The organism is bacterium (assembly GCA_016124905.1).
In the GTDB taxonomy this organism is placed as follows: Bacteria; Pseudomonadota; Alphaproteobacteria; order Rickettsiales; family RI-342; genus RI-342.
Genome location: WGMV01000013.1, coordinates 65383 through 91333, shown reverse-complemented (window position 1 = coordinate 91333; position 25951 = coordinate 65383). Strand labels below are relative to the sequence as shown.

The 25951-nt window shown below is 57.3% G+C and carries 27 protein-coding genes and 1 tRNA gene; 9 read left to right on the top strand and 19 right to left on the bottom strand.

The genetic code is table 11. From position 1 onward, the window contains the following. Nucleotides 1-429: 429 nt before the first annotated feature. Both GC177_05050 and GC177_05045 read right to left on the bottom strand, forming a co-directional pair. Nucleotides 430-1602: a mechanosensitive ion channel gene (locus tag GC177_05050; GenBank protein ID MBI1275322.1), complete on the bottom strand. Its 1173-nt coding sequence runs from the start codon at nt 1600-1602 to the stop codon at nt 430-432. Next, nucleotides 1599-3455: a sodium:proton antiporter gene (locus GC177_05045; protein ID MBI1275321.1), complete on the bottom strand. Its 1857-nt coding sequence runs from the start codon at nt 3453-3455 to the stop codon at nt 1599-1601. Before GC177_05045 ends, GC177_05050 begins: the two co-directional genes overlap by 4 nt. Nucleotides 3456-3466: 11 nt before the next feature. Between GC177_05045 and GC177_05040 the strand changes: the two genes are divergently transcribed. Together GC177_05040 and GC177_05035 are read left to right on the top strand one after the other, a co-directional pair. Beyond that, nucleotides 3467-3856, top strand: a complete 390-nt coding sequence (locus GC177_05040) for a DUF393 domain-containing protein (protein MBI1275320.1) — start codon at nt 3467-3469, stop codon at nt 3854-3856. 58 nt (nt 3857-3914) lie between these two features. Further along, entirely contained in the window at nt 3915-4373 is a 459-nt protein-coding gene (locus tag GC177_05035) for a hypothetical protein (GenBank protein MBI1275319.1), read from the top strand. On the opposite strand, the gene GC177_05030 is transcribed toward GC177_05035, so the two are convergent. The 9 genes from GC177_05030 to GC177_04990 all read right to left on the bottom strand — a co-directional run bounded on the left by GC177_05030 (nt 4374) and on the right by GC177_04990 (nt 10296). After that, nucleotides 4374-5255 carry a hypothetical protein gene (locus tag GC177_05030; protein MBI1275318.1) on the bottom strand — a complete coding sequence of 294 codons (882 nt, stop codon included), beginning with the start codon at nt 5253-5255 and terminating at the stop codon, nt 4374-4376. 52 nt (nt 5256-5307) lie between these two features. Further along, nucleotides 5308-5805, bottom strand: a complete 498-nt coding sequence (locus GC177_05025) for a L,D-transpeptidase family protein (protein ID MBI1275317.1) — start codon at nt 5803-5805, stop codon at nt 5308-5310. A gap of 131 nt (nt 5806-5936) precedes the next feature. Beyond that, nucleotides 5937-6013: transfer RNA gene (locus GC177_05020), tRNA-Pro, on the bottom strand. A 75-nt stretch (nt 6014-6088) separates the two neighbouring features. After that, nucleotides 6089-6589, bottom strand: coding sequence for a MerR family transcriptional regulator (locus tag GC177_05015; GenBank protein ID MBI1275316.1), 501 nt, complete (start codon nt 6587-6589; stop codon nt 6089-6091). A gap of 9 nt (nt 6590-6598) precedes the next feature. Beyond that, nucleotides 6599-6958, bottom strand: coding sequence for an integration host factor subunit alpha (locus tag GC177_05010; GenBank protein ID MBI1275315.1), 360 nt, complete (start codon nt 6956-6958; stop codon nt 6599-6601). Between the two features lie 43 nt (nt 6959-7001). Then, nucleotides 7002-7964: a beta-ketoacyl-ACP synthase III gene (fabH, locus tag GC177_05005; protein ID MBI1275314.1), complete on the bottom strand. Its 963-nt coding sequence runs from the start codon at nt 7962-7964 to the stop codon at nt 7002-7004. A gap of 5 nt (nt 7965-7969) precedes the next feature. After that, nucleotides 7970-9076, bottom strand: coding sequence for a phosphate acyltransferase PlsX (plsX, locus tag GC177_05000; GenBank protein ID MBI1275313.1), 1107 nt, complete (start codon nt 9074-9076; stop codon nt 7970-7972). A gap of 18 nt (nt 9077-9094) precedes the next feature. Next, nucleotides 9095-9283 (bottom strand): 50S ribosomal protein L32, encoded by a 189-nt coding sequence (locus GC177_04995; protein ID MBI1275312.1) that lies wholly within the window; start codon nt 9281-9283, stop codon nt 9095-9097. Between the two features lie 254 nt (nt 9284-9537). After that, nucleotides 9538-10296 carry a ComF family protein gene (locus GC177_04990; protein ID MBI1275311.1) on the bottom strand — a complete coding sequence of 253 codons (759 nt, stop codon included), beginning with the start codon at nt 10294-10296 and terminating at the stop codon, nt 9538-9540. Between the two features lie 2 nt (nt 10297-10298). On the opposite strand from GC177_04990, the gene GC177_04985 reads away from it, so the two are divergent. From GC177_04985 to GC177_04965, 5 genes are all read left to right on the top strand, one after another. Further along, nucleotides 10299-11162: a methyltransferase domain-containing protein gene (locus GC177_04985; protein ID MBI1275310.1), complete on the top strand. Its 864-nt coding sequence runs from the start codon at nt 10299-10301 to the stop codon at nt 11160-11162. Between the two features lie 61 nt (nt 11163-11223). Beyond that, a complete protein-coding gene (locus GC177_04980; protein ID MBI1275309.1) occupies nt 11224-12372 on the top strand; it encodes a hypothetical protein in 1149 nt (382 codons plus the stop codon). Next, a complete protein-coding gene (locus GC177_04975; GenBank protein ID MBI1275308.1) occupies nt 12369-13097 on the top strand; it encodes a hypothetical protein in 729 nt (242 codons plus the stop codon). Before GC177_04980 ends, GC177_04975 begins: the two co-directional genes overlap by 4 nt. Before the next feature lie 8 nt (nt 13098-13105). Then, nucleotides 13106-13882, top strand: a complete 777-nt coding sequence (locus GC177_04970; protein ID MBI1275307.1) for a hypothetical protein — start codon at nt 13106-13108, stop codon at nt 13880-13882. Beyond that, nucleotides 13879-14739, top strand: coding sequence for a hypothetical protein (locus tag GC177_04965; protein MBI1275306.1), 861 nt, complete (start codon nt 13879-13881; stop codon nt 14737-14739). Before GC177_04970 ends, GC177_04965 begins: the two co-directional genes overlap by 4 nt. Here the strand turns inward: GC177_04965 and GC177_04960 are convergent. From GC177_04960 to rnpA, 6 genes are read right to left on the bottom strand one after another with little or no spacing between them, the layout of a single operon-like run. Beyond that, nucleotides 14660-15091 carry an NUDIX domain-containing protein gene (locus GC177_04960; GenBank protein ID MBI1275305.1) on the bottom strand — a complete coding sequence of 144 codons (432 nt, stop codon included), beginning with the start codon at nt 15089-15091 and terminating at the stop codon, nt 14660-14662. The two genes, GC177_04965 and GC177_04960, sit on opposite strands and share 80 nt — an antisense overlap. Before the next feature lie 24 nt (nt 15092-15115). Then, nucleotides 15116-16033 carry an acetylglutamate kinase gene (gene argB, locus GC177_04955; GenBank protein ID MBI1275304.1) on the bottom strand — a complete coding sequence of 306 codons (918 nt, stop codon included), beginning with the start codon at nt 16031-16033 and terminating at the stop codon, nt 15116-15118. A gap of 2 nt (nt 16034-16035) precedes the next feature. Next, complete coding sequence (locus GC177_04950) at nt 16036-16695, bottom strand: YihA family ribosome biogenesis GTP-binding protein (GenBank protein MBI1275303.1); 660 nt, start codon at nt 16693-16695, stop codon at nt 16036-16038. Further along, nucleotides 16695-18536: a membrane protein insertase YidC gene (gene yidC / locus GC177_04945; protein ID MBI1275302.1), complete on the bottom strand. Its 1842-nt coding sequence runs from the start codon at nt 18534-18536 to the stop codon at nt 16695-16697. The genes GC177_04950 and yidC overlap by 1 nt, the downstream gene beginning before the upstream one ends. Before the next feature lie 2 nt (nt 18537-18538). Beyond that, nucleotides 18539-18808 (bottom strand): membrane protein insertion efficiency factor YidD, encoded by a 270-nt coding sequence (gene yidD, locus GC177_04940; protein ID MBI1275301.1) that lies wholly within the window; start codon nt 18806-18808, stop codon nt 18539-18541. Beyond that, nucleotides 18798-19193 carry a ribonuclease P protein component gene (gene rnpA / locus GC177_04935; protein MBI1275300.1) on the bottom strand — a complete coding sequence of 132 codons (396 nt, stop codon included), beginning with the start codon at nt 19191-19193 and terminating at the stop codon, nt 18798-18800. The genes yidD and rnpA overlap by 11 nt, the downstream gene beginning before the upstream one ends. A gap of 590 nt (nt 19194-19783) precedes the next feature. Here rnpA and GC177_04930 point away from each other — a divergent pair. Further along, a complete protein-coding gene (locus GC177_04930) occupies nt 19784-20761 on the top strand; it encodes a hypothetical protein (GenBank protein ID MBI1275299.1) in 978 nt (325 codons plus the stop codon). Nucleotides 20762-20837: 76 nt separating this feature from the next. Here GC177_04930 and GC177_04925 read toward each other — a convergent pair whose 3' ends face one another. Beyond that, a complete protein-coding gene (locus GC177_04925; GenBank protein ID MBI1275298.1) occupies nt 20838-23030 on the bottom strand; it encodes a CHASE2 domain-containing protein in 2193 nt (730 codons plus the stop codon). 3 nt (nt 23031-23033) lie between these two features. Continuing rightward, the gene (locus tag GC177_04920) at nt 23034-23810 is read right to left on the bottom strand and encodes a cyclic nucleotide-binding domain-containing protein (GenBank protein ID MBI1275297.1); all 777 of its coding nucleotides are present in this window, start codon (nt 23808-23810) and stop codon (nt 23034-23036) included. A 186-nt stretch (nt 23811-23996) separates the two neighbouring features. Between GC177_04920 and dnaK the strand changes: the two genes are divergently transcribed. Next, nucleotides 23997-25922 (top strand): molecular chaperone DnaK, encoded by a 1926-nt coding sequence (gene dnaK / locus GC177_04915; protein MBI1275296.1) that lies wholly within the window; start codon nt 23997-23999, stop codon nt 25920-25922. Nucleotides 25923-25951 lie beyond the last annotated feature (29 nt).

The window sequence follows — 25951 nt, the reverse complement described above, 5'->3', positions numbered from 1 at the left end:
GACTGGCCCATTGAGGGCCCGCGCCTTATTGGCGCGTGATAGCGAGCCGCGCGAGCCAGCAAAGGTGGAGCGCAGCGACTGGCCCATTGAGGGCCCGCGCCTTATTGGCGCGTGATAGCGAGCCGCGCGAGCCAGCAAAGGTGGAGCGCAGCGACTGGCCCATTGAGGGCCCGCGCCATAATTGGCGCGTGATAGCGAGCAGCGCGAGCCAATAAAGAGTAGTTTCTTGCCAAGGCAAGGAACTACTTCTTCGGCAGCCTGCCATTATGCAGTTCCAGCCCGTATTTCATGAGCTTTTTGACCTCTTCGTCATTGCCGAAAGGCCCCAGATTCGCCGGTGCCGGTTTGGGCGCGGACGGGGTGGATGGGGTGGATGGCTTGGTTTCATCGCTCATCCAACCATCATAGGCCCAAAAGCTTAAGCCATGCTTACTTGGCCTTGTTCAGGCGCCTGACCTCGCTTTGCGGGTGCTCCTGCTGATGCTCTGGCGGTTTCTGAAGGGAGGAAACCAGCTTTTCCGGTAGGCTGTCCACCGCCAGCGTCTGCGTGGGGAAGGCGAAATCTGCCCCGGCCTGCTTAACAATATCCATAATGCTCAGCAGCAGCTCTTCCTGTATTTCCAGAAACGCACTGTAATCCGGTGCATTGACGAAAGCGAACAGCTCAATATCCAGGCTGGATGCGTTAAACGCAAGAAAGCGCGCCCGCGCATCCTTGTCAATCACATGCTCGTTCTTCAGCAGCATGGTTTTGAACTCGCCGATGATACGCCGCATCGTATCGGGGGAGGTGTCGTAACGCAGCCCCACCACGTGCTTGAACCAGAATTTCTGCCGCAGGCTGAAATTCTCAATGATCATGTTGTTCATCATGGTGTTGGGAATGGTCACCACCGTCTGCCCCAGCGTGCGGATGCGGCAGGCGTGCAGCCCGATATCCTCCACCGTGCCCATCACCTTATTGTCGAAATTGCCGAAATCCCCCACGCGCACCGGCTGGTCCAGCGCGATGGAAAGCCCCCCGAAAATCCCTTCCAGGCTTTTTTGTCCGGCCAGTGCCACGGCAATACCGCCGACCCCGGCGGCCGTCAGCATGGCGGTGACGTCATAGCCGAAATTCTGCAGGATAAAGAGAATAGCCAGCACGGCCACCAGCGCATTGGCGCCTTTTTTTACGAGTGGCATCATCGAGGCGGCGGCGACGCGCTCCTGCGCGAGCAGCCGGCGGCGATAGCCGTCAATCAGCAGATGCAGATACTGCACCATTGTCCAGGAAACGGCAAAACTGTGAAACAGAATTTCCACGCGGTCGAGAAAGTGCATATGCTTTTCATCGATGGGCAGGAAATTATCCACCACATTGAAGAGAATAGACGCCACCACCCAGATAAGCGGGCTTAACAATGGCTTGATGGTGCGCTGAAAAAGTTCCTTTTTTCTGGCTTTCTCAAAAGCCTTTTCCATAAACCACATGGCGCCGTGAACAATAAAATATGCCACGGCAAACGACAGGATCAGCGCCATGGGCAGGGCCACCCACACCCATACGGCGACGCCAAAAAACGGTGTTATCAGCCAATCGGTGAATTGGTCTAACTTCATGAAGGCTTCCTTTTGTTACCGGTCGGGTTGGAGGGGGATTCTATCGCCGCATCGCATAAAAATTCCACCATACGGCGGCCCACTTCGCGCGGGCCCATCACCGCCAGGTCCACCTGCTGCGCGATGAAATACTGCATCTCCTCGTCATTATGCGCGCGCACCAGCACCTTGATGTGCGGATTGATGGTGCGTGCCGTCATCACGATGTGCCTGGCCTCAAACGGGTTTGGCACGGCAACCAGAATGGCCGTGGCCTTGTGAATGGCCGCCTCTTTCAGGGTGAGCGGCTGGGTGGCGTCCCCCGCGATGGCGAGGGTGCCGCTCTCGCGCAGCGTTTCAATGCGTTCCCGGTTGGAATCCACCACCACCAGATCAAACTGGGATGATTGAATATGGGCTGAGATATGCTTGCCCACGCGCCCGTGCCCCACCACAATCACCAGGTCTTTCAAGGATTTTTCTTCCCCCGGTTCCAGATGCGACAAGCTGTCGTCATGCATGTTCAGCAAACGCGAAAGCCGGGGATGCCGTGCCACCCATTCCGGCAGAAGGCGGCTGACATAAAACAGCGCGGGGTTGAGCGAGATGGAAATCAGCGCGCCCGCCAGAATCAGGTCTCTTCCATCATCGGGAATCAGGTTACGCGCCACGCTGATATTGGCGAGAATAAAGGAAAATTCGCCGATCTGCGCCAGCCCGGCGGAAACAATCAGCGCCGTTTTGAACGGATAGCGGAACATCAGGATAATGGCCATCGCCGCCAGCGATTTGCCGATGACGATGATCGCCACAACCCACAGCACCTGAACGGGTTTTTCCAGCAGGATCATGGGGTTGAACAGCATGCCCACGGAAACGAAAAACAGCACCGCAAAGGCATCCTGCATCGGCAGGGCTTTCTCAGCAGCCTCCAGCGACAGGTCGGATTCACGAATCATCATCCCCGCGAAAAAGGCGCCAAGCGCAAAAGAGATGCCGAACAGTTTGGCCGCGCAGAGCGCCACGCCAAGCGCCACGGCAAACACCGAAAGGGTGAACAACTCGCGCGATCGCGTATTGGCCACGCTCATCAGCAGCCACGGAAAAAGCCGCTTGCCAGCAAGCGACATCACACCCACAAACACCACCATTTTGCTGATGGCCAGCACCATTTCCTTGACCACCTCAAGGTCGGCCTGCAAATTTTCTGCCGGGTGCGCCGCCAGCGCGGGAATCAGCACCAGCGCAAGCACCATGGCGATATCTTCCACAATCAGCCAGCCGATGGCGATATTGCCATTGGTGGATTCCAGCAGGTGATGCTCCTCGAGCGCGCGCAGCAGCACCACGGTGCTGGCCACCGAAAGGGCAAGCCCAAGCATCATGCTGCTGATCACCGGCCAGTTCCAGAAATGCGCCACCACACAGCCCATCAATGTCGCCACGGCGATTTGCGCAATCGCGCCGGGCAGGGCGATATGCCGCACCTCCATCAGGTCTTTTACGGAAAAATGCAGCCCCACGCCGAACATGAGCAGGATGATGCCGATTTCCGACAATTGCCGCGCAATGGCGAGATCGGCCATAACACCCGGCGTGTGCGGGCCGATGAGAATGCCGCCTATCAGATAGCCCACAATGGGTGACATGCGTAATTTGCAGGCAATCAGACCGCATATGAATGCAGCCGAAAAACCGAGCGTCAATGTCGTCAATAAGGGAAGATCGCCGTGAATTGCCATGAGGCCCTTTCGATTTGCCCTTTCACGCCAGGCTGGAGCATGAATGTAGAGCATGTATAATAATATCAGGCACGCCGCGCAATCCGCAAGGCCTCCTGTCGCATGAGGGCAAAAGCTTATCAAAAGCGGCATAAGGAAATACTATGAATCTTCCATCCGCGCCCCTTTTGACGGTCTATTACAATACACGCTGCCCTGTTTGCGATACGGGCATCAACCGGCAGAAAAACAAGCTGCTCCGCGCTGTCAAAGCAGGCGACATCGAGTTCCGCGATATCAACCTCGAGCCGGATGCATTGGCCGCTCATGGCGCCAGTCTGGATATGGTCCGCAAAAAGCTGCACGCGCGTGATGCTCAGGGACGCCTGTTTGTCGGCACTTCCGCATTTGCGGAGATTTGGCGCCGCACCCCCGGCGAGGTTTGGCTGGCCACCCTCATCTCACTCCCCGGCATCCGCTGGCTGGCCCACCACGCCTATAACCTCCTCGCTGAATGCCTCTATGCCTGGAACCGTCGCAAGGGCAGGTGGTAAGGAATGATTATGAAACCGGTTTATCCTTGATGATGGCACAATAAATGCGAGCATCCATATGAACGATGTTATGGCTACACTTATATTTTCAGGCATCGCAAGCATTATTACTGTGCCCATTGCATGGTATAGCGGTGAAAATTTAAAAAAACGTGCGGACCGCTATGAGAGGCTTACTGTTGGCGGTTCAACGGCAGAAGCAAAGATATTGAGAGTAAAACAGCTAAGTAATGTAAATAAATCGACCTTGGTAACCTACACTTATGAGGATTCGAATGGCAAAAAGCATAAAATCATTGCATCGGTCAAAGGGCTAGTTGCGAATCTCTATCCCAAGGGTACGAAAGTGAAAGTCCGCTATGACGCTGAAAAACCCGTCATTAGCATCATTGATGGAACGGAGTCACTGGCACCTGAAGAAAACAGAAGGATTGCCGGGTATTTACAACAAGGCATGTGGTGGATACCGCCCTTCATTTTTATCAACATGCTGATAAGGATGTCTCCGAATAATTGATCATTCATCCTTGCCAATGCATACATGCTTGGAAGGCAGGCGTTCATCATACAGAATGGCAATTTTGTCTCCTACGGATAGTTTACGGCTAAGAAGCAATTGCACGGTCTGCATGTCTTCAACCTTTTCACCATTAGTAGGTGTAAATTGATAGGTATATTGACGCACATACCCTAACGTGCTGAGTTCAAATCTGTCATCGATATGAGTAATGAACGCGTCAGCGGGTTTCGCCGCTTCATCAGAAATGAAGTGTTTTTTCCAGGCGGAATAACCATGCAAGCCGCACATCAACATCAAGAAGCAGAATACGACAATATCCTCCAGGCCATGATGGCTAAGATAAAAGCCTAATGAAATATAGCTAAAAATAAGCAGGGAGCTGCATAGATGAAAGAAAGCTCTTCTTCTTCTGTTCCAAATCATCAACCCCACGGCACTGCTAAACATGCCCATGCCTATAGCAGGAAGAATAAAATAGTTGGGTTCTGCGTAACGTGGGTCATGAAGTCCCACGATAAAATGGCTCTTGGGGTGTTTGGGTAGATAAATCACCTGAAACTGATCGTCTGGCTGCAATTTTTTCCAGAAAGGCGCCAGTTCAGTTTGTTGATGCTTCTGTTTGGAATTCGCGACCTTTATAAAGCGGTATTTCTTTCCATCGGAAAAAAACGAATAAGCAACCACATGAAAAGGACTGATAGAGGTACCCTCTTTGTTTTTATCGAATGTGTGCTGGCCATGATATCGCGCCAATGCCTCCACACCCTTCGTTCTGTAAAGCCCTATGCCAAGCATATCAATAAGGGTTATGCCAGCAGAAAGAATAAATAAAATCAGAATGATAACGAGGCTAATGTAATTCCAGGCTTTTTTCAGCATAATATCACTGTGTTGATAAAATTTAAAACTGACAATAGACAGTAAATAGAAATCATGGATAAATCGTAATCGGCGTCCAGTCCGGCACCATACGCCAGATTTCCTCCATCTCGGCGTTGGTCACGGCAATACAGCCGTCCGTCCAGTCATATCTCCGGTGCTCGGTGCCGAACCACCCCAGCCCGTTCGGTAGCCCGTGGATCATGATGTCTCCACCCGGCGACACCCCCCGTGCCTTGGCCTGTGCCACATCATGCAGGTTGGGGTAGGAGATTTTCAGCGAAAGGTAATAACGGCTGTTGAAATTCCGCCCCGAAATCACGTAATGCCCTTCGGGCGTGCGCTCATCGCCTTCCTGCTGCTTATGCCCCTTGGGATGCTTGCCGAGCGATATTTTATAACGCCTGAGCACCCGGTCCTGCCCATCCAGCAGCACCATGCTGTGCGCGGTTTTATAAACGATGATGCGTGATGCGAGCGGCTCTGCCGCATGGGCACATGCGCTGCAGCATAACCATAAAATGGCTGACAAAATGAATCTGATCACGATTCCCACACGCCCAATCTGCGCGAGAAACAGGCAATGTGCAAGCAAGAGATAAGGAATGGCTGGAGGGTCGTCCTGCCGGAGGCAGGCATAAAAACTAATCCGGCCATAATGGAAATCAGCGTTAGGCAAAATGGTCGGAGTGGCCGGATTTGAACCGACGACCCCTAGTCCCCCAGACTAGTGCGCTACCAGGCTGCGCTACACTCCGACACTGGTAATGGCCCGAACGGGCAAAACAAGGCGTGTTTTCTAACCCGCGCTAGCCTGCTTGGCAAATGAAAAGCTACTCAAGCATCCCGCGCAATTCGCGCAATTCGTTCAGCAGTTTGGATAAAGCAGGGGCGGGGATGGAAGATGACGGGGCCTGCTCGGTCGTCTGTTGCGCGGCCTTGGCGGCTTTCATGGCGCGCTTGCCCGGGCGCACCGGTGCCGCCGTGGGGTCGATGCCCATTTCCTCGGCGGCCTTCAGTTCCTGTGCCTGAAGCATGGCGCGCGTAGTGCGTGTACCGTGTTTGGCAAAATGACGGATGGCCCCTTTGATGGTGAAGCCTTCCTTATGCAGCAGGGTCTGGATGACACGCAGATGCTCCACATCGTCCGGGCGGTAATAGCGCCTTCCGCCGCGCCGCTTCACCGGCTGGATATGCTTGAACTTGGTCTCCCAGAAGCGCAGCACATGCTGCGGCACATCCAGCGCGCTGGAAACCTCGCTAATGGTTTTAAAGGCGCTGTCCGCTTTCGGCTCGCCCGGGTTTTCATCTCGTTTAGACAGCCGGGCCGCCATGCGGGGCCATTAAGCGGCGGAAGTGGCTTTGCGCTTTGCCTTCGCGCCAGCCAGATGCTTGTTGATGTCTTCCTTCAGCAGGTTGGACGGGCGGAAGGAAAGCACGCGGCGCGGAGTGATCGGCACTTCCACACCCGTTTTGGGGTTGCGGCCGATGCGCTGCTTTTTCTGACGGACGGTGAACGTGCCGAAAGAGGAGATTTTCACGGCGGTGCCGCCTTCCAGCGCTTGCACAACATGCTCCAGTACATCGTCCACCAGGTCGCCGGATTCGGCGAGGGAAAGGCCGATTTCGCGGTAAACGGCTTCACTCAGGGCAGCGCGGGTGAGGGTGTCGTTTTTTTCGGTAACGGTTTGTTTTGTGGTCATAACACTACACTCTCTCGAATCGTTCTAAACATCGTTAATTCAATTACCATCTTATAATGCAGGAACCCCACGTCAGTCCAGCCCCAATTGCGAGCATGGCCACCAAATCCCCTTTGATAAAACGGCCTTTTCGGGCTGCATGATGCAGCGCCAGAGGAATGGAGGCCGCGGAGGTATTGGCATGTTGATCAAGGGTCATCAGCACCATATCCGATGATACACCCAATTTATCACCGATGGCATCTAAAATCCGTTTGTTTGCTTGATGGGGTACCAGCCATTTCAGCTCTTCCTGGCGGATTCCGGTCTGTTCCAGCGTTTCAGAAAGCGCATCGGTCATTTTCTGCACCGCATGGCGAAACACTTCCTTGCCCTGCATCAGCAATGTGCCCGTGCTTTGTGTGCGGCTAAGGCCGCCGGTGGTCATCAGGATATCGCGCTGCCGTCCGTCCGCATGAATGCTGATGCCGAGAATACCGTCTTCCCCCGTGGCCGGGCCAAGCACCGCCGCGCCCGCGCCATCGCCGAACAACACGCAGGTGCCTCGGTCGTTCCAGTCCACCACGCGGCTGAAGGTTTCCGCGCCGATCACCAGCACATGGCGGTAAACCCCGGCGCGAATACCCGTTTCCGCCACCGAAAGCGCATAGATGAATCCGCTGCATGCTGCGTGGATATCAAATGCGGGGCAGTTATGGGTCATGCCGAGTTTACGCTGCACGCTCACCGCCGTGGAAGGCATCGTGTCGTCCGGCGTGGCGGTAGCGACAATGATCAGGTCGATCTGTTCCGGTTTGAGGCCGGATGCTTCAATCGCCTCGCGCGCGGCATCGGCCGCAAGGTCGGACGTCACCTGGCCGGGGCTGGCAATGTGCCGTGCCTTAATGCCCGTGCGCTCCGTGATCCATTCATCCGATGTGTTCAGCGAGGCTGGCAGCTCGGCGTTGGTCACGCGTGTTTCCGGCAGGCGCGCGCCCAGCCCGAGGATTGCGGCGCGTGAGGTTATGGCGTTCATTGCGCGGCATGCTCCAGCAGCGGGGCGCTGTTGCGATAAAAGCTTTCCAGCTCCGCGATAATCTGCTGGTTGATGCGTCCGGCCACCGCGCCGCGTGCAACGGCAATGGCGTTGGCAAAACCTTCTGCGTCCGCGCTGCCGTGGCTTTTGATGACGATCCCGTTCAGGCCCACCAGCATGCCGCCATTATAAAGGCTCGGGTTGAAGCGCTGCCGCACGCGCTTGAGCGCCCGCAGCGACAGCACCGCGCCAATGCGCGAGATGATGCCGTTCTTCAGTTCGCGCTTCAATTCGCCGCTCACGAATTTGGCAACGCCCTCTGCCACTTTCAGCGCCACATTGCCGGTGAACCCGTCGGTCACCACCACCTGCACCGTGCCGCGGCTCAAATCAACACCTTCCACAAACCCGTGATAATGCGCGGCGATGCCGGACTGGCGGATCATGTCCGCCGCTTCGCGCAGATAGGCATGGCCTTTGGCCTCTTCATGGCCGATGTTCAAAATGCCGACCTTCGCCTGTTTCCCGCCAAGCGCCGCGCGGTAAAAAGCCGCGCCCATCACGGCGAACTGAAACAGGTTTTCCGCCGTGCATTCCAGATTGGCACCCATGTCCAGCATCACCACCGGCCCCGTCTGGCTGGGCATGATGGCGCTGATGGCCGGGCGGTCCACGCCGGGCAGGGTGCGCAGCACGAATTTGCTGATGGCCATGAGCGCACCTGTATTGCCACCGGAAATCACCGCATGCGCGTTGCCGTCCAGCACGTCGTTGATGGCCATGCGCATGCTGGTTTTGGTGCCACGGCGCAGCGCGTTGGAGGGCTTGTCATCCGGGGCGACCTTCTCATCCGTATGAATCACCTCAATGCGGCCCATCAGGTCGGTATGGTCGGTCAGCAGGGAATGAATAGCCGTTTCATCGCCAAACAGGCGGAAATCAACTTCGGGAAAACGTTTGATAGCCTGGATGACCCCTGCCACGACCACGGCAGGTGCGCTGTCGCCGCCCATAGCATCCAGCGCGATGACAATCCTGTCGGCAACAGGGCTGTCAGCGTTGGGCCTTCCGGCGGATGAGTCCCCAGGGAGTGGACGAGGCACGGCGGAGCCTATGGTTTATTAGGCGGTGGCTTCTTGCTTTTCGGTCATCACGCGGCGGCCTTTATAATAGCCGTCCAGAGACACATGATGCGGCAGTTTCAGTTCGCCGGTGGTGGGATCTTCCACCACATTGATCGGCTTCAGGGCATGGTGCGAACGGCGCATGTTGCGCTTGGATTTCGACGTTTTTCTCTTTGGAACAGCCATGGGTTCCTCCTTACTAGTATGGGCTTAAGGCATGGGGCCGCCATGCCGGAATTTCGGCAGAAGCATGCACATAACGAAAGCATCCCCCCGCGTCAAGCAAGGATTTATGAATTTTACCGTCCCTCTCACCCCTTTCCGGCAATGGATAAGGGGGTTTTTGTCGCGACAGGGGCAATCAGCCTCGGCCGAGCTCCCTCTCCCCTTGTGGGAGAGTGCCGGGGTGGGGGGGGGTATCTCTGGCAAAAACAACAAAATCATGCGGTTGCCTCCTCCACCCGCCGCGCAAACACGAGCACCCGCACCTCGCGTGCCCCTGCCTTGCGCAAAGCCTTGGCGCAGGCATGCAGGGTGGCCCCCGTAGTCATCACATCGTCGATCAGCAGCACGCATTGGCCTGAAAGGGGCATTTTCCCCACGGAAAACGCCCCGGAAACATTCTTTTTCCGCGCATTCCGGCTCAAACCGGCCTGCGGCGCGGTGGCGCGGGTGCGCAGCAGCACCTCCTGATGCATCGAAACACCGCTTTTCCTGGCGATGATTTCCCCCAGCAGGGCGGACTGGTTGAACATCCGCTGCCGCAGGCGGGAAGGGTGCAGCGGCACCGGCACCAGCATATCCGCCCCGGCGAGCATGTCCTGTCCGTGCCGCAGCATCCATTCGGCCAGAAGCGGCGCCAGATGCACGCTGTCGGCATATTTCAGGCGCGTCACCAGCCCCTGGCTGGCCTCGTCATACAAACAGGCGGCCATGGCGGCGTCAAACGCGGGTGGCTCCGCCAGGCAGGCGCCGCATTCGCTCCCATCGTTCGCCCCGGGGCCGAGCGGCACCCCGCAATGCCCGCAGCGTGGGCGGCCGATGAAATTCAGCTTGCCGAAACAGGTGGCGCACACGGCCGGGTGGTGCGTCACCGGCTCGCGGCACATCAGGCAATGCGGCGGCGCGATGGAAGCCAGCACGGCATCCTTGAAGCCCCTGGTCAGTTGTGTGATGCGTTGCTTGGCGGTATGCAGCATGGATGGAATCTATCTTCAATTCATCCCTCTGGCAAAAGCGCAAAGCGCGAGCCCTGCCCAAAGCGAGGGAACATCAGTTTCTGCTGGAACTAGCCGCCACCCGCATGGCCGAGCGCCTGGGCGACATCCAGCGCGAATTCGCCCTGGCGGCCGATATCGGCTGCCACCATGCCCCGCAGGCAGCCATCTTCCGGCAGGCAACCAACGTGAAACGCTGGGTCGGCGTCGAAGGTCTCCCCGAAGCCATACCCCTCATCCGCTATGGTGAAACCATCACTGCCGAAATGGAATATCTGCCCTTCGCACCCGAATCGCTCGATGCCGCCCTGAGCCTTCTCTCGCTCCAGTCCGTCAGCGATGTGCCGGGCGTGCTGGCCCAATGTCACCGAGCCCTCAGGCCCGACGGCTGGCTCTGCATGATGCTCATCGGCGGCGATTCGCTGATGGAGCTCCGCCACAGCCTGATGGAAGCCGAACTGGAACTGACCGGCGGCGTCAGCCCGCGTGTGATGCCCATGATGGACGTGCGCAGCGCCGGCATGCTGCTTCAGCGCGCGGGTTTCAACCTGCCGGTGGTGGACAGCGAAACCCTCACGCTCACCTACCCAAACATGCTGGCCCTGCTGCGCGAGCTGCAAGGCATGGCCGCCACCAACATCACCGCGGGTCAGCGCAAATCCATCCCGCCACGCGCCCTTTTCGCCCGCGCGGCAGAGATCTACCACAGCCTCTTCGCCCTGCCGGACGGCCGCATACCCGTCACGCTGGAACTCATCACCCTCGCAGGCTGGAAACCCCACAGCAGCCAACCCAAACCCGCTGCACGCGGCAGCGCCAAAGCCTCCCTCACCGAGGCCCTGCAATAATTAAGCAATTGTAAATGCTTGGCTGCCATAACAGGGCAGTTTTATGTGAATGAGGTAGGGCATGGCGACGAAAAAACCGGCAACCGGCAAAAAAACCACCAGCAAAAAATCCGCCAAACCATCGGCTGCCAAAAAGCCCGCCAAGGCAACGCCCTCTAAAAAATCCGTCACCAAACCCGCCGCGTCCAAAACGGCAAAAACCAAAACCGCTGTCAAAACGGTGAAGCCAAAACCGGCGGCACCCAAAGCAAAAAAACCAAAAGCCATCATCCCACCCGTCACCATTCCGGTTCCGTCCATTTCAAAACCGGTGCATGTCACGCCTGCTGCCGAACCAGCCCCACGTTGGACACCGCCGCTGGCATCCTCACCCATTCCCGCGGTTAGGGCGCCGGTTGTCAAAGCGGTGGAAGAGGGCATCTCCTATCTCGACATCGTGCAAGAATCATATTCGCATGTTTTTCAGCAGTTCCATCGCGCCATTCGACCGCTGGCATTTTATTTCATCTGCTCACTGATTCTTTTCTTCATCGGTGATGGACGTTTACAAGCCATTCCAACACAGCTTACCGCATTGGACGGCCTGCTGTTACTCGGTTATATTTTCATGGGGTTCGTCGTCAATATCCACTGGAAGCGGTGGCTCTTGTGCGGGGATGAGCGTTTGTTCCATGGAACAACCTACATGCGAGTTTTGGGGGCGGCGCTTTGGTGGTTTTTCTGGACCCTGCTGATCGATATCGTAATTTCAGTTGTCATTGTTGGATTGACAATACCGGTCCTGGTGGTGTGGGCGCATTCGCATAACTGGATGCGTGACGAAGTGACCGCCGCCAGCACGGCCATATCAGGGCCCATTACATTGATAATTTTAGCCATTTCTTCTGTCTGGCTGATACGCACATTGTTGCTGCTCACCTCCGTGACGGTTGGTGATTCCTGGTCAATCAAGCGCATTTGGAGGATGACCAAAGGCCATTACTGGCGCATCTTGTTGAGTGCATTGGTGGTGTATGCGCCGCTTCTCATCGTTGGAATTCTATTTACCGCCATGTTTATGGCAGCATTAAAAACGGCTGAACCCTTGCATATGCTGCTTCTGGTCATCTGTACAAGCCTGATCCAGGGCACACTTGCCTTCATCGGCATCGGCTACGCCGCCATCCTCTACCGCGAACTCAAAAAGGAATACGAAAGGAAAACCGCATGAGTTTCAGCTACATCGAACTGGTCAAGCATTCCTTCACGGATCTGTGGAGGGAGCCTAAAAAACTGATCAAGCCCGTGCTGCTGATGATCGGCGGGTTTATCCTGATGATGCTCATCATGGGCATTACGTTTGCAGCCGTGTCCCAAACCGGCAGCATGGGGTTGGTCGGCGGTCTGGCGGCCTTTCTCGGCGGCCTCGGCATCGCGCTGGTGGTCATGGAAATATTCGTCTACTGGCAGCGGTGGATATTGCTGGGCGACAGCGGCGTGCCAAGCATAAAGTTGTCCGCCAAGTTTCTCGTTATCGCCTTTCTGTTCGGCCTGGGTGCGGGCGTTCTCTTTGCTATTCCCGCTACCATCCTGACCTTTTTAGGGCTTCATCCACTGGTGATGGCATTGGTGCTCGGCATTCCCATTGGCTATGTCATGTTGCGCTTCGCGCCGGGCTTCACCGCAATCTCCATTGGCGATCCCTTTTCCCTCAGGGAATCCTGGGACATGACCCAGGGGCACGCGCTGCGTATGTTCGGCGCTTCCATCCTGATGGCCATTCCATTTTTGATTATTGGCGCTGTGCTCGGTATGTTTGAGGGCGGAAGTGAAACGGGCTCGCCCGGCATTATTTCCAGCCTCATTCAGTTTGCTTTGTCCATCGTTCAGATTTTGGTCAATGCCGGCTTCTGGGCGCATATCTACCGCGAACTGAAAAACACCCCCCACGCCTAGGACCCACCATGCCCACCATCGCCATGCTGCCCATCCTTAAACAATCGACGGCATGGCTGATGGAGCGGTGGAAGCGCCTGCTGTTGGTGAGCCTGTTGGCCAGCATCGCCTTCACGGCCATCTCGCGCCTGGTGGCATTTGCCTTCTCGCCCATGTGGAAGGTGGGCTCCATCATCACCCAGGGTGACATGATCCTCATGCTCACCGCCCAGCTGGTGCTGCCCGTCATCCTCATTAAATCCGTCCTGGCGGTTTACTGGTTCCGTTATGTATTGCGGGATGAAGCGGGCAGGCCGCCGATGAAGCTCATCGCACGCATGTTCGGCTACAGCGTGCTGGTTACCATCGTTTTGCTGCTGCTTTGCGGCGCCATTACCCTGGCGATTGGCACCCCGCTTTATGTGCTCACCTTCGGCATGGAACATGGCCTGGCAGCGGAAGCCACTTATATAGGCGGCAAAGTCGGCGCGGTGATATGCGCCCTGCTGCTCTTCCGCCTCATCTGGCTCTTTCCCGCCATCGCCCTCGGCGAGCCCTTCAGCTTCAAAACCGCCTGGCGCATCGGGCGGGAACATTTCCTCGGCAGCCTCGGTTGCGTGCTGCTCGCCGCCGTGCCCTTCCTGCTGCTGCTCTGGGGCGTCAACACCCTCTCCATGAGCATGATGGATAACCTCTATGCCATCCTGATGCTGCAGATGCTGGTCATCTTCATCGTCTGCATCGCCCATGCCTATGTGCTGAGCTTCATCGGTCATGCATACCGTAGCTTGAGAAGCCGACAATGATTTTCTATAACGAGTTGCTTGTACAGCTAAGAGAAATGCTTCAGCTTTTTCGTGAGCCATTAATATGGCGATTCAACGAGAATGTAGAAAAGGGCCTTTTCAAAAATAATAATTATAGAAATATGATGCTGAGAGTTCGTTTCTCGGCACTAGCATTTTGTTTTGCTGTAATTATTTTAATAAAAACAGGCCCACCTCATTTGGTGGAAGTATTCGTTTTTATTTTTACATGTTTTGCGCTGCTTAAAGCTCAAAAAGATTTTCTATTCAAAAAAATAGAAGGCGGTTATCCTTCTGCCAGACACTTTGTTCTCTATGTATACAAGCAAAGCCTGTTTGTTGGAGTTATGGTGTTAGCGCCATATTTTCTACTGGTGGGAGAATATCCTTATGCAGATACGATCCATTCTACATTAGGGCTTACAAAGATTTTCAACCAAAAAGAGTATTCGCTAAAAGAAATGGATGTTTATAGTTTGGCTATACCTATTCAGTGTGTCATGGGGCTAATAGGTGCGCGTCTGCTACTTATAGTGCCTGCCGCAGCCATGAATATAAATATGACATTTTCAGAATCATGGGTGCGCTCAAGGCCTTTTCATGCTGCCATTTGGGTAGTGTTGCTTGTTTTATGTTTAGTGACTTGGGCATTTAAATCGCTGCTTTTATTACCATATGGTGGGCATTTACAGCCGACGGAACATGTATATGGCGCGAAAATGTTCCTCACATATTTGATGGAAGCTGCATTGCTGGCATCATTTCAATCAGGTCTGTTCAAGAAACTCTGTCCAGAACTGGTAGAGCAAGCCGCTGCCCAAGCACAGGCAGAAGCGGCGCATCCGCCGGCGGCATAGGCAACTCCGCCAGCGCTTCCACCGGTAGCCATTGCAGGGCCGTGTGCCACAGCGCCTGCGGCTCTTCCTTCCATCGGCAGCAAAGGAAAGTCGGCATCAATAAGTGAAACGTCTCATAGCTGTGCGAGATGAATTGCAGCGGCTGCAAATCCTCCGCACACACCTCAATCGCCAGCTCTTCCTTCAACTCACGAATCAGCGCTGCCTCAGGGCTTTCACCAGCCTCTAGCTTGCCGCCGGGGAATTCCCACAAACCCGCCATCGCCTTGCCCTCAGGCCGTTGCGCCACCAGCACATGCCCATCAACCCGCATCAGCACGGCGGCAGAAACGATGACAAGCTTTGAGGTCATGGCGCGGCTCCTTCCGTGCGGATGCTACGGCACAATCATCGTGCCCACGCCATGCTGCGTGAAAATCTCCACCAGCACCACGTGCGGAATGCGCCCGTCAAGGATATGCGCCGCCTGGCTGCCCTTGGCGATGGCTTCCATGCAGGTTTCGAGCTTCGGGATCATCCCGCCCGTGGCCACGCCTTCGGCAATCAGCGCCTTGGCTTCCTTCACCGTCAGCTTGCTGATGAGCTGCTTGTGTTGGTCTAGCACGCCGGGAACATCGGTCAGCATCATCAATTTGCTGGCCTTCAGCGCGCCCGCAATCGCGCCCGCCGCCGTGTCGGCATTCACGTTATACGTTTGTCCGTCCTTGCCGAAGCCGATCGGCGCAATCACCGGGATCGTGTCTCCGCCGGAGAACATCTCAAGCACTCCCGGGTTGATTTTCGCAGGCTCCCCTACGAAGCCGAGGTCCAGCACCTGCTCGATATGCGAATCCGGGTCCTTCTTCGTACGGCGGAGCTTCTCCGCCACGATCAGGTTGCCGTCCTTGCCGGAAAGCCCCACCGCCTTGCCGCCCACATTATGAATGGCCGCGACGATGGATTTGTTGATGGAGCCGCACAGCACCATCTCCACAATGTCCACCGTCTCGCGGTCCGTCACCCGCAGCCCGTCTACAAACGAACTCTGGATGCGGAGCCGCTCCAGCATCTGGCCGATCTGCGGACCGCCGCCATGCACCACCACGGGGTCGATGCCGACCTGCTTCAGCAGCACTACGTCGCGGGCGAAGCCTTTGGCCACTTCCTCGTCGCCCATCGCATTGCCGCCATACTTGATGACGAAGGTCTCTTCGGCGAATTCGCGCATATAGGGCAGGGCTTCGATCAGCGTCTCGGCCACGTCCTGCACGTCTTCCGGCAGCAGGTGGGATGCCACTACGTCTTTCTTGCTCATGACTAACCTCGTGCGATCAGGGCGGCCAGGCTGGCGCGCAATTGGGGGATGCCGTCACCATCGCGGCTGCTGGTGAGGATGGGGTTGGGCATGGCCGCGCTATGTTTCTTAAGCGACATCTGCACGGCTTCAATCACGGCGGCTCGCTCGCTTTTCTTCAGCTCGTCGCCTTTGGTCAGCACCACCTGGTAGGGCACGGCCAGGTCGTCGAGAAAATCCATCAGCTCCTTGTCATTGGGCTTCACGCCATGACGGCTGTCGAGCAGCAGCAGGCTGCGCCCCAGCACCGCGCGGCCGCGCAGATAATCCACGATCAGCCGCTGCCATTGTTTGCCTTCCTTTTTGCTGGCCTTATGGAAGCCGTAACCCGGCACGTCGACGAGGAAGAGTTTCTGCGCCAGGTCGTAGAAATGCAGCATCTTGGTGCAGCCGGGCGTGGAAGAGGTGCGCGCCAGGCTGTTGCGCCCTGTCAGGGCGTTCAGCAGCGAGGATTTTCCCACGTTGGAACGGCCAATAAAGGCAATTTCCGGCAGGCTCTGCGGCGGCAGAAATTCCACGCTGGGTGCGGCGGTGAAATGCTCGCACTGCCCGGCAAACAGCACGCGCCCCCGTTCTTCCCACGCGGCCCAGTCATCGGCTGGAAGAACGGAGGGCTCGGTCATCAATGCGCGCCTTTTTTATGCTTTTTGTGCTTTGGCTTAGCGGGAGAGATCACTTCCTGCTCCGGCTGTTTCTTGTGCTTCCGGTGGTGCCCATGACGGCGCATGATGATGGCCTGCTGCAGGATGGAAAGCGTGTTGCTCCAGCTCCAGTAAATCACCAGACCGGCGGCGAAATGCGCGAAGATTGCCAGGAACATCAGCGGGAAGAATTTCATGATCTTCGCCTGTACCGGGTCGTTCGGCGCGGGTTGCAGACGCTGCTGGATGAACATGGTCGTGGCCATGATGATGGGCCATGCGCCGATCATCAGCGCCGCTGGCGGGTTCCAGGGAATCAGCCCGAACAGGTTAAACACCGTCGTCGGGTCCGGCGCGGAAAGATCATGAATCCATCCGAAAAACGGTGCGTGCCGCATCTCGATGCTCACCGTCAGCACTTTATAGAGCGCAAAGAAAATCGGAATCTGCAGCAGAATGGGCAGGCACCCTGCCATGGGGTTGACCTTCTCACGCTGATAAAGCGCCATCATTTCCTGGTTCAGCTTCAGCTTGTCATCGGCGTATTTCTCGCGCAGCTCGGCCATTTTAGGCTGAATCTCGCGCATATGCGCCAGCGACTTGTAGGATTTGTTGGCCAGCGGAAACACCAGCGTGCGGATCACCACCGTCAGCAGCAGAATGGAAATGCCGAAATTGCCGACCTTGCTGTAAATATACTGCAGGAACTGGAAAATCGGCTTGGTGAGGAAATAAAGCCGGCCGAAATCCACCGCGCGGTCGAACAGGGGAATCTGCAGCGCCTGTGTATAGCGGTCCAGCAGCTTCACTTCCTTGGCGCCTGCATAGAAATGCACCACCGTGTCCTGCTTCTCACCGGGCTTGAGCGAGACCGGTGCTTCCGTAAGGTCAAGCTGGAAGCGCGGCGCATCAACGCCATTGGTGCCAGGGCGTGTATAATGGCGCGTGGTGGCGTTGAAGCCTTCATCCTGCGCGGGGATGACGGCCGTCACCCAGTATTTATCGCCCATCGCGGCCCAGCCGCTGCCCTTGTGCTCGCCGCTGCTGGGCGTGCTTTGCCAGGTGATCGGGTCTTTTTCATCCACCAGGCTGTGATAGGTGATTTCATCCAGCGTGCCGTTGAACACACCGAGCACGCCCTCGTGGGAGGCGTAATTGCTTTTGTCCTTCATGTCGCGGTAGCGGTTCACCAGGGCATAAGGGGTGAGTTCCGCTGCGGTCTGGCCTGCATTTTCCACACGGCGCGTAATGGTGAACATGTAGTTCTCATCCACTTCCACCCGCACGGAAAAAATCGCGCCCTCGGGGCTTTTCCAACTGAGCGTGACGGGGGTTTTTGGGCTCAGCACCTCGCCATCGGCCTGCCAGGCGGCATCCGCGCCCGGCGTGGTGATGCCCTTTCCGTTCAGCCAGCCAAATTCGGCGAAATAGGGCTCAGCCGTATTGCTGGGGGAAAGCAGCACCACTTCCGGGCTGTCCGGCGCAAGTGTCTGGCGGTAATCCACCAGGGTAAGGTCGTCAAAGCGCAGCCCTTTGCCCGTGGCGGCAAAGGAGCCGTGCAGGCGACCATTATCAATATGAATACGCGTGCCTTTGAGGGATTCGTCCCGCGTCATGATGGGCGCTGGCGCCTGGGGGGCGGGTTCGCCATGGGCGATGGGTTGCCCGTCGGCCAGTTGTGCCGTGCTGGTGAGGGCTGGCGCGGGCTGCGGCTTGGCAGGGGGATAGAAATAATTCCATGCGCATATCAGCAGCATCGACAGCACGAGCGCGATCACCATATTTTTAAGGTCGGGGCCCTGGTGGGGGGTATGTAGCGGCATGGTCAATCCCTTGCGGTGGTCGTATCAGCTGGCGGAGGCACCGGGTCCAGCCCGCTGCCGCCGCCTAAAAAACGGATGGGGTGGCAGCGCAGCAGCCGTTTCAGCGTCAACCAGCCCCCACGAACGGCGCCATGTGTTTCAATGGCCTCGATTCCGTAATGCGAGCAGGTCGGCAAAAAGCGGCAGGTGCGCCCAACCCAGGGCGACAGGGTATATTGGTAGATGCGGATAATGGCAATCATTACCCGCGCGGCCAAGGTCCTATGTTTCATCGGCGGGTGTTTCCCTGGAGGCCGTTCCGCGCGCAAGTTTTTTCAAAAGATAGCGTAAATCCTCGGCATATTGCCCGCTTTCGGCCTCCAGCGCGCCCGTTTTGGGAATCAGCACCAGCTTCACCGCATGGTTTCCCAGCCATGCCTGCCAGCGCGGTTCGGCAAGGGTGGCATCCAGCACCGCCCGCCATTTGCGTTTGATGCGGTTGCGCTCCACCGCGCCGCCATGCTTGCCGCTCACCGTCAGCCCGATATGGAGGGAAGGGGTCGGCGAAGGAGCAGCCACGCATTGCAGCTGCAGCAGCTTGGTATGCAGCTTCAGCCCTTCCGCCTGCACCTGCAGGAAGGCCGGACGCGGAGTGAGGCTTTGCCATAAGCGCGGCATGACGAATCCAGATGAATGTTAATTACAGCGTAGCTATACAGCCGTGAGCGCGCTGCGTACAGCGCTGCTCCATTGCAGCATCGTCAGCACTAGGCAAATCCCGGGCCCCACAGCCGTGAGCGCGGCGCGCACGCCGCTGCTCCATTGCGAACATCGTGAGCAGGGAGCAAAACAAAAAAAGAGGCCGGACCTTGCGGCCCGGCCAGAAGTATAAACAGGGAGGCTTCACATCCAAGAGAAAGGTTGTAATCGCTCGTGGATGGAATATGACCGTTATAGCTATGCGGAATTTGGATTGCAAACCCTTTATTAACACATGAGCCATGCCTTGATTGCATAACTATGGGGGGTTTTGTCACAAAACTTTTGCATTCAATCCGGCGATAGATAGAAAAATCAACCAGGTAGTTAAAGCGACACGGTGCGGTCATGTCACCCCGCTTATTGTCATCCGGCATTTTGCTTAAAAAGCCGCTGCCCAAGCGGGCCAGTATAAAAAGAACGTGTGAAGGGCGCTGCCTGTCATCTAATTGTAAAGAAGCCTTAAGATAATAAGGGTAGGTTTTAATAAATATCCCGGGGATGATTCAATGACCGACGCGCACAACGAAGCCAGTGCCACCGCCACGCCGGAAACCCGCGCCGTCATTGATTTCACCACGCTTGCCGAAGAGCTGAAGACGCTTCCCCCCGCCGAGCTTCCCGCCTATGCCCGCAAGGTTCGCGGCAGCATGTTCTCACCAAGCCAGCTGGGTGACGATGCCGCCCGCACGCACACGTTAGTGGCGCTTTCTATCGGCATGCTGGCCGATGTGCCGGATGCATTTGAAAAAGATTATGATTATACCCCGATTAAAACGGCCATGGTTCAGTCATTGGAAGCCAGCGAGGCGCTGACCTCCGGGCTGGTGGACGTTGCCCTCCAGATGGAGGCGAACCCTCTCCCCGATGAAACTCCCGAACCGGAGTCCGACAAGGGTGAAACTTTCGACAATGCCGGTGAAAAGCTCGACGAACTGCGCGAAGGCCTGACCGGCCGCTTGCAGAACCTGATTCACAAGGCCCGCGGCCTGGCTATGTGGGTGGTGGAGAAAATTTCCGGCACGGTAAAAAACATGCGCGAACTGGTAGAGCATCGCCTGCTCCGCAAACCGGCCCCCGTGGAGGAGGCCCATGCCGAGGAGCCCAAGGCTTCCGCCCAGCCCGCTTCAATCGAGACGGTCATTACCGAAACCAGGACCGTTTCTGATGCGAAACCCTCCAAAGAAACCGAATCCACCCTGGTTAAAAGCCTGGCCGATCATGTTACCGGCCGTCTCACGCATGAGCAGGTGGACAATGCGCACAATATGGGCCTCATCATGACGGCGGAAAAGGCCGTGAACATGCTGCTGGCGCTGGATGCCCAGGCCCAGGCGCTCGGCATGCAGGAAACACGCGATTACGTCGCCGGTAAAGCCAAGGAAGTGAATATCGGCCCGATGTTCGAAGAGGCCCGCAACGCCGCCGACAAACAGATCACCGGCCTTCCGGGTGTTCAGCCCACACAAGAGCCGACCATCCACTAAAAATACTCAGCAGCCGTGAGCGCGGCGCGCACGCCGCTGTTTCATTGCGAAGCTTTGCTGCGCAGGAAACAACATATTACTTACTCTTCGCCTCGAACACCCCATCCCAACCCTTGCCCGGCCCCTTGGCGCGATAAGCGGCGATGCGCTCGGCATAAAGCTCCACCAGCCCATCCAGCTTCAGCCCCAACGCCTCCATCATGCGCGCGCTGTTATGCAGCCAGTGCTCGGCATCGTTCCAGTCCTGACGGCGATAGGAGGCCAGCATGCCGTCCCAGGCGTTTTTCAGCTGGATGAAACCATTATCCTCCGCCAGCGTTTCCTCGCCCAGCAGCGCATGAATCATCACCGGCTTGGTCTTGCCCTTCACCTTGATGAGATCCAGCTCAATCGTCGCCATCATCGGCGCACGGCTGCGGGTGGATTCGCCGATCACAATATCCACGCCATAGGTCTTGCTCTGGCCTTCCAGGCGGGAGGCAAGGTTCACCTCATCCCCCAGCACCGAATAGTCGAACCGCTGGTCCGACCCCATATTGCCCACGCACATCTCGCCGGAATTGATGCCAAGCCCGATGGCCACCGGGATCGGCTTCTTGCCCTCGGCCTCGAATTCCCCGCGCACGGTCGCATCCAGTTCCTGGCAGGCCTTCACCATCGCCAGCGCGCTGCGGCAGGCGTGCACCGCGTGTTTTTCATCGTCCAGCGGCGCGTTCCAGAAGGCCATGATGCAGTCGCCGATATATTTATCGATCGTGCCGCGTCGCTCCAGGATCACCTTTGTCATCGGCGTCAGAAAGCGGTTGATGAAACGCGTCAGCCCGCTGGCGTCGAATTGTTCCGAAATGGTCGTAAACCCGCGTATATCGCAAAACAGCACGCTCATGTCGCGCATCTCGCCGCCCAGCGTCAGCTTGTCCGGGTTCTTTGCAAGTTCTTCCACCAGGGCAGGGGACATGTAATGCGAAAACGCGCTCCGCACCTGCGCCTTTTCCTTCTCGGTCGCCATGAAGCGCACCAGCGTGGCGGCGATATAGATCATGGTGATCGTCACGCACGGATACACCACATCCACCAGCATTCCCTTGCTGTCGAACGCCCACATGCCAAACCCGATCGTCCCGCCCAGAAACACCGCCAGCATCACCAGCCCGCCCTTGGCGCCCAGCCTCAGACACACGGCGATGAGTAAAAGACCGATCACCAGCGTCAGCAGCGTTTCCGCGCCTTCCATCCAGTCCGGCCGTTCCAGATAATGGCCGAGCAATATCTGCTCCATGCCCTGCACATGCACTTCCACCCCCGGCATCACCGGGTTAAGCGGCGTGGCCCGCAAATCCTTCAGCCCGGCAGCGCTGGTGCCCACCACCACAATGGCGCCTTCCAGGGTTTCATTTTTATAGCCCGGCTGCAGCACCTGCCATGCGGGGATGTAGCGGGCAGGGTCATGCCGCGAATAATGGATCCAGAGCCTGCCTTCGCCATCCACCGGCACCTTGAGCTCGCCGATCTTTACATCCGTCATCCCGCCGCCTTCGGCCGTTTTGACCAGATAAGTGGAGGCTCCCTGCGCCACGCGCAGCAACTCGGCCGAAAGGGTGGGGTAGAGTTTGCCGTTCAGCTGCAGCACCAGTGGCACCTTGCGGATCATCCCGTCCGCATCCACCGTGGCATTAAGCGCGCCGTTGCCCTTGGCGGATTTTTCGATAGGCGCCAGGCTATTGACGCTACTGGTAAATCCACTGGCAAGCGCCCTCGGGTCAGGCCCGATAAAAGAAATGCCCGCCTTGCCCTGCGGCTTTGGCGTAATGCCACCTTGCGTCAGCACAAAGCCGCTCACCACCGGCGCATCGGCAATAGCCTTGCCCAGCAGAGCATCATGGTCCGGCAGGTTTTTCAGCGTATCCGCAAGGTTGGCGGCGCCTTCCTTTTCCCATAATGCCGCCATGTGGCTGGGGGAGGTCCTGTCCGGCTCGGAAAACACGATATCGAACCCGATGGCCGCCACGCCGAGTTCGGTGAGCCGCTGCACCATCTCCGCCACCTGGGTGCGCGGCCATGGCCATTGGCCAAGGCGGCCAAGGCTTTCATCGTCGATATCGATCACGTTGATCGGCATGGGCTGGTATTCACGCGGCATGGCCATCTGGTAGGCGTCAAAGCCTTTGAGCTTCACCGTTTCCATAAAGGGCGGCTGCCACACGCGCAGCCCGATGGCGAGCATCAGCATCAGCAGGGGGATAGCCCAGGGCAGCCATTGCTTTTTCATCCGCTACTCCCAGCGCACGATGAATTGATAGGGAGAATTTTGCCCGCCGGCGGTAATGGTATTGCGCCCCGGTTTCAGCGCCGCCTTGTAATCCGGCTGGCCAAGGCCGATGCCCGTGCCGTTCACCAGCGTGCCGCAGGCCGAGCCGCGATCGACCACCAGCAGCCCTTCATTTGTTTTTTGAATGGCGAAATGATTGCGCGAAAGCAAAAGCGGGTTGGCCCCGGGGATCATCACGTCGTTCCAGTCCAGGGGGTTATCGGCTTCCCCCGGCGGAATGCCACCCACGCGGAAGGGGAAGCTTTTGATGGCAAGGCCGTCTTTAGGAACGACCTTTTCCATTTCCGCCGTGGCGGGCAGGAAGCTGAGCTGTTTCATCTCCGGCTGGCGGGTTTCGCCCGGGGCCAGCACACGCATCTGGTGATATTTGGCGATGGCGTTGCCAAGCTTGCCGTTGGTCTCGCGCAGCCGTTCGCTGAGGGCGCGCAGTAAAATGGTGAATTCCTGCGGCAACTGGCCGAGGATGCTGATCAGCGCCTCCGCCGTCACCACCCTGAGCTGGCACGCCGTCTTCGCCACGGCCGAGGCCGAGCGGACCTGGCCATCGATCAGCCCCATTTCCCCAAAAATCTGCCCTTTTCCAAGGGTGGCCAGCAGCACGTTGCCATTGGGGGTTGGGCTGAAAATCTCCACTTCGCCTTCTTCAATGATATAGGCCGTCTGGCTGGTCTCGCCCTGACGAAAAATGATCTGCCCGGGAATGGTGGATGTAAGCTGCATGGATAAACCTCTGATAACCCATGCGCATTAGAGGGCAGAACCCTTAAGAAAGTTTTTATGGGACCTCCCCATCAAAAAACTTGTATCAGGCTGGCTTGTAACCCTAAAAACAGGACCTATATAGCTCTCAAAGCGGGTGACGAACCACCAGCGCGTGGCGCCCCGGCTGTCAGAAAGGAAAGAAATATGAGCAAAGTCATTGGTATTGACCTTGGTACCACCAATTCCTGCGTGGCCATTATGGAAGGCGGCAAACCCCGCGTGATCGAGAATAACGAGGGCGTGCGCACCACGCCGTCCATCGTGGCCTTCACCGGCGATAACGAACGCCTGGTCGGCCATCCCGCCAAGCGCCAGGCCGTCACCAACCCGGAAAACACCCTCTACGCCATCAAGCGCCTCGTCGGCCGCCGTTTCGACGACCCCATGGTGAAAAAGGACAAGGACCTCGTCCCCTATAAAATCAAAAAAGCCGACAATGGCGACGCCTGGGTGGAAGCCCGTGGCGAAATGTACTCCCCAAGCCAGGTTTCGGCTTTCATCCTTATGAAGATGAAAGAAACGGCTGAAAGCTTCCTGGGCGAGAAAGTCACTCAGGCGGTCATCACCGTTCCGGCTTACTTCAACGACGCCCAGCGCCAGGCCACCAAGGATGCCGGCAAAATCGCCGGTCTCGAAGTGCTCCGCATCATTAACGAGCCGACCGCCGCCGCGCTGGCCTACGGTCTGGATAAAAAAGACGGCAAAACCATCGCCGTCTACGATCTGGGCGGTGGTACTTTCGACGTTTCCGTGCTGGAAATCGGCGACGGCGTATTCGAGGTAAAAGCCACCAACGGCGATACCTTCCTCGGCGGTGAGGATTTCGACAAACGCATCATCGATTACTTGGCCGACGAGTTCAAAAAGGACCAGGGCATCGACCTGCGCAGCGACCCGCTTGCCCTGCAGCGCCTGAAGGAAGCTGCCGAGAAAGCCAAGATCGAGCTTTCCTCCACCACCCAGACGGACGTGAATCTGCCCTTCATCACCGCCGATGCCAGCGGGCCGAAACACATGAACGGCAAGCTCACCCGCGCCAAGCTGGAAGCCCTGGTGGATGACCTCATCCAGAAAACCATGGAGCCCTGCAAGGCCGCCCTGAAGGATTCCGGCCTCTCCACCTCCCAGATCGACGAAGTCGTGCTGGTGGGCGGCATGACCCGCATGCCCAAGGTGATCGAAGTGGTGAAAAACTTCTTCGGTAAGGAACCCCACCGTGGTGTAAACCCCGATGAAGTGGTCGCCATGGGCGCCGCCATTCAGGCCGGCGTGCTGAAAGGCGAAGTGAAGGACGTCCTCCTGCTCGACGTCACCCCGCTTTCCCTGGGTATCGAAACCCTCGGCGGCGTCTTCACCCGCCTGATCGACCGCAATACCACGGTGCCCACCAAGAAAAGCCAGGTCTTCTCCACGGCTGATGATAACCAGGGCGCGGTGACCATCCGCGTGTTCCAGGGTGAGCGCGAAATGGCGGCCGACAACAAAATCCTCGGCCAGTTCGACCTGGTCGGCATCCCGCCCGCGCCGCGCGGCGTCCCGCAGATCGAAGTCACCTTCGATATCGACGCCAACGGCATCGTGCAGGTATTTGCGAAAGACAAAGCCACCGGCAAGGAACAGCAGATTCGCATCCAGCCCTCCGGCGGCCTGTCCGACAAGGATATCGAGCAGATGGTCAAGGATGCCGAACTGCACGCGGCGGAAGACAAAAAACGCCGTGCCCTCGTCGAAGCCCGCAACCAGGCCGATGGCATCATTTACTCGACCGAGAAGAACATCGCCGAGCACGGGGATAAGATTCCGGCGGCCGACAAAACGGCCATCGAATCCGACCTCGCCGCGCTGAAAAAAGCGATGGAGACCGAGAATGTCGAGGAGATTGAATCCAAGACCCAGGCCCTCGTCACCAGTTCCATGAAGCTGGGCGAAGCCCTCTACAAAGCCCAGCAGGACGCTGCGACAGGCGAGGGTGCATCTGCTTCCTCCAGTGATGGCGCGCCGAAGGATGGTGAAATCCTCGATGCCGATTACGAGGAAGTGAAAGACGACGAAGACAAGAAGAACGACTAATCCATTCCGCTCGCTTCTCCCTCTCCCCT

What these genes read in the sequence shown, in the direction of transcription:
- GC177_04960 (MBI1275305.1), bottom strand. Translation starts at nt 15,091, where the DNA reads ATGACCTCAAAGCTTGTCATCGTTTCTGCCGCCGTGCTGATGCGGGTT.
- GC177_04970 (MBI1275307.1), top strand. Translation starts at nt 13,106, where the DNA reads ATGCCCACCATCGCCATGCTGCCCATCCTTAAACAATCGACGGCATGG.
- GC177_04925 (MBI1275298.1), bottom strand. Translation starts at nt 23,030, where the DNA reads ATGAAAAAGCAATGGCTGCCCTGGGCTATCCCCCTGCTGATGCTGATG.
- yidD (MBI1275301.1), bottom strand. Translation starts at nt 18,808, where the DNA reads ATGAAACATAGGACCTTGGCCGCGCGGGTAATGATTGCCATTATCCGC.
- GC177_05010 (MBI1275315.1), bottom strand. Translation starts at nt 6,958, where the DNA reads ATGACCACAAAACAAACCGTTACCGAAAAAAACGACACCCTCACCCGC.
- GC177_04980 (MBI1275309.1), top strand. Translation starts at nt 11,224, where the DNA reads ATGGCGACGAAAAAACCGGCAACCGGCAAAAAAACCACCAGCAAAAAA.
- GC177_04975 (MBI1275308.1), top strand. Translation starts at nt 12,369, where the DNA reads ATGAGTTTCAGCTACATCGAACTGGTCAAGCATTCCTTCACGGATCTG.
- GC177_05030 (MBI1275318.1), bottom strand. Translation starts at nt 5,255, where the DNA reads ATGCTGAAAAAAGCCTGGAATTACATTAGCCTCGTTATCATTCTGATT.
- dnaK (MBI1275296.1), top strand. Translation starts at nt 23,997, where the DNA reads ATGAGCAAAGTCATTGGTATTGACCTTGGTACCACCAATTCCTGCGTG.
- GC177_04930 (MBI1275299.1), top strand. Translation starts at nt 19,784, where the DNA reads ATGACCGACGCGCACAACGAAGCCAGTGCCACCGCCACGCCGGAAACC.
- argB (MBI1275304.1), bottom strand. Translation starts at nt 16,033, where the DNA reads ATGAGCAAGAAAGACGTAGTGGCATCCCACCTGCTGCCGGAAGACGTG.
- GC177_05035 (MBI1275319.1), top strand. Translation starts at nt 3,915, where the DNA reads ATGAACGATGTTATGGCTACACTTATATTTTCAGGCATCGCAAGCATT.
- GC177_04965 (MBI1275306.1), top strand. Translation starts at nt 13,879, where the DNA reads ATGATTTTCTATAACGAGTTGCTTGTACAGCTAAGAGAAATGCTTCAG.
- GC177_05045 (MBI1275321.1), bottom strand. Translation starts at nt 3,455, where the DNA reads ATGCCGCTTTTGATAAGCTTTTGCCCTCATGCGACAGGAGGCCTTGCG.
- GC177_04920 (MBI1275297.1), bottom strand. Translation starts at nt 23,810, where the DNA reads ATGCAGCTTACATCCACCATTCCCGGGCAGATCATTTTTCGTCAGGGC.
- rnpA (MBI1275300.1), bottom strand. Translation starts at nt 19,193, where the DNA reads ATGCCGCGCTTATGGCAAAGCCTCACTCCGCGTCCGGCCTTCCTGCAG.
- GC177_04985 (MBI1275310.1), top strand. Translation starts at nt 10,299, where the DNA reads ATGGAATCTATCTTCAATTCATCCCTCTGGCAAAAGCGCAAAGCGCGA.
- yidC (MBI1275302.1), bottom strand. Translation starts at nt 18,536, where the DNA reads ATGCCGCTACATACCCCCCACCAGGGCCCCGACCTTAAAAATATGGTG.
- GC177_05050 (MBI1275322.1), bottom strand. Translation starts at nt 1,602, where the DNA reads ATGAAGTTAGACCAATTCACCGATTGGCTGATAACACCGTTTTTTGGC.
- GC177_04995 (MBI1275312.1), bottom strand. Translation starts at nt 9,283, where the DNA reads ATGGCTGTTCCAAAGAGAAAAACGTCGAAATCCAAGCGCAACATGCGC.
- GC177_04990 (MBI1275311.1), bottom strand. Translation starts at nt 10,296, where the DNA reads ATGCTGCATACCGCCAAGCAACGCATCACACAACTGACCAGGGGCTTC.
- GC177_05040 (MBI1275320.1), top strand. Translation starts at nt 3,467, where the DNA reads ATGAATCTTCCATCCGCGCCCCTTTTGACGGTCTATTACAATACACGC.
- GC177_04950 (MBI1275303.1), bottom strand. Translation starts at nt 16,695, where the DNA reads ATGACCGAGCCCTCCGTTCTTCCAGCCGATGACTGGGCCGCGTGGGAA.
- GC177_05015 (MBI1275316.1), bottom strand. Translation starts at nt 6,589, where the DNA reads ATGGCGGCCCGGCTGTCTAAACGAGATGAAAACCCGGGCGAGCCGAAA.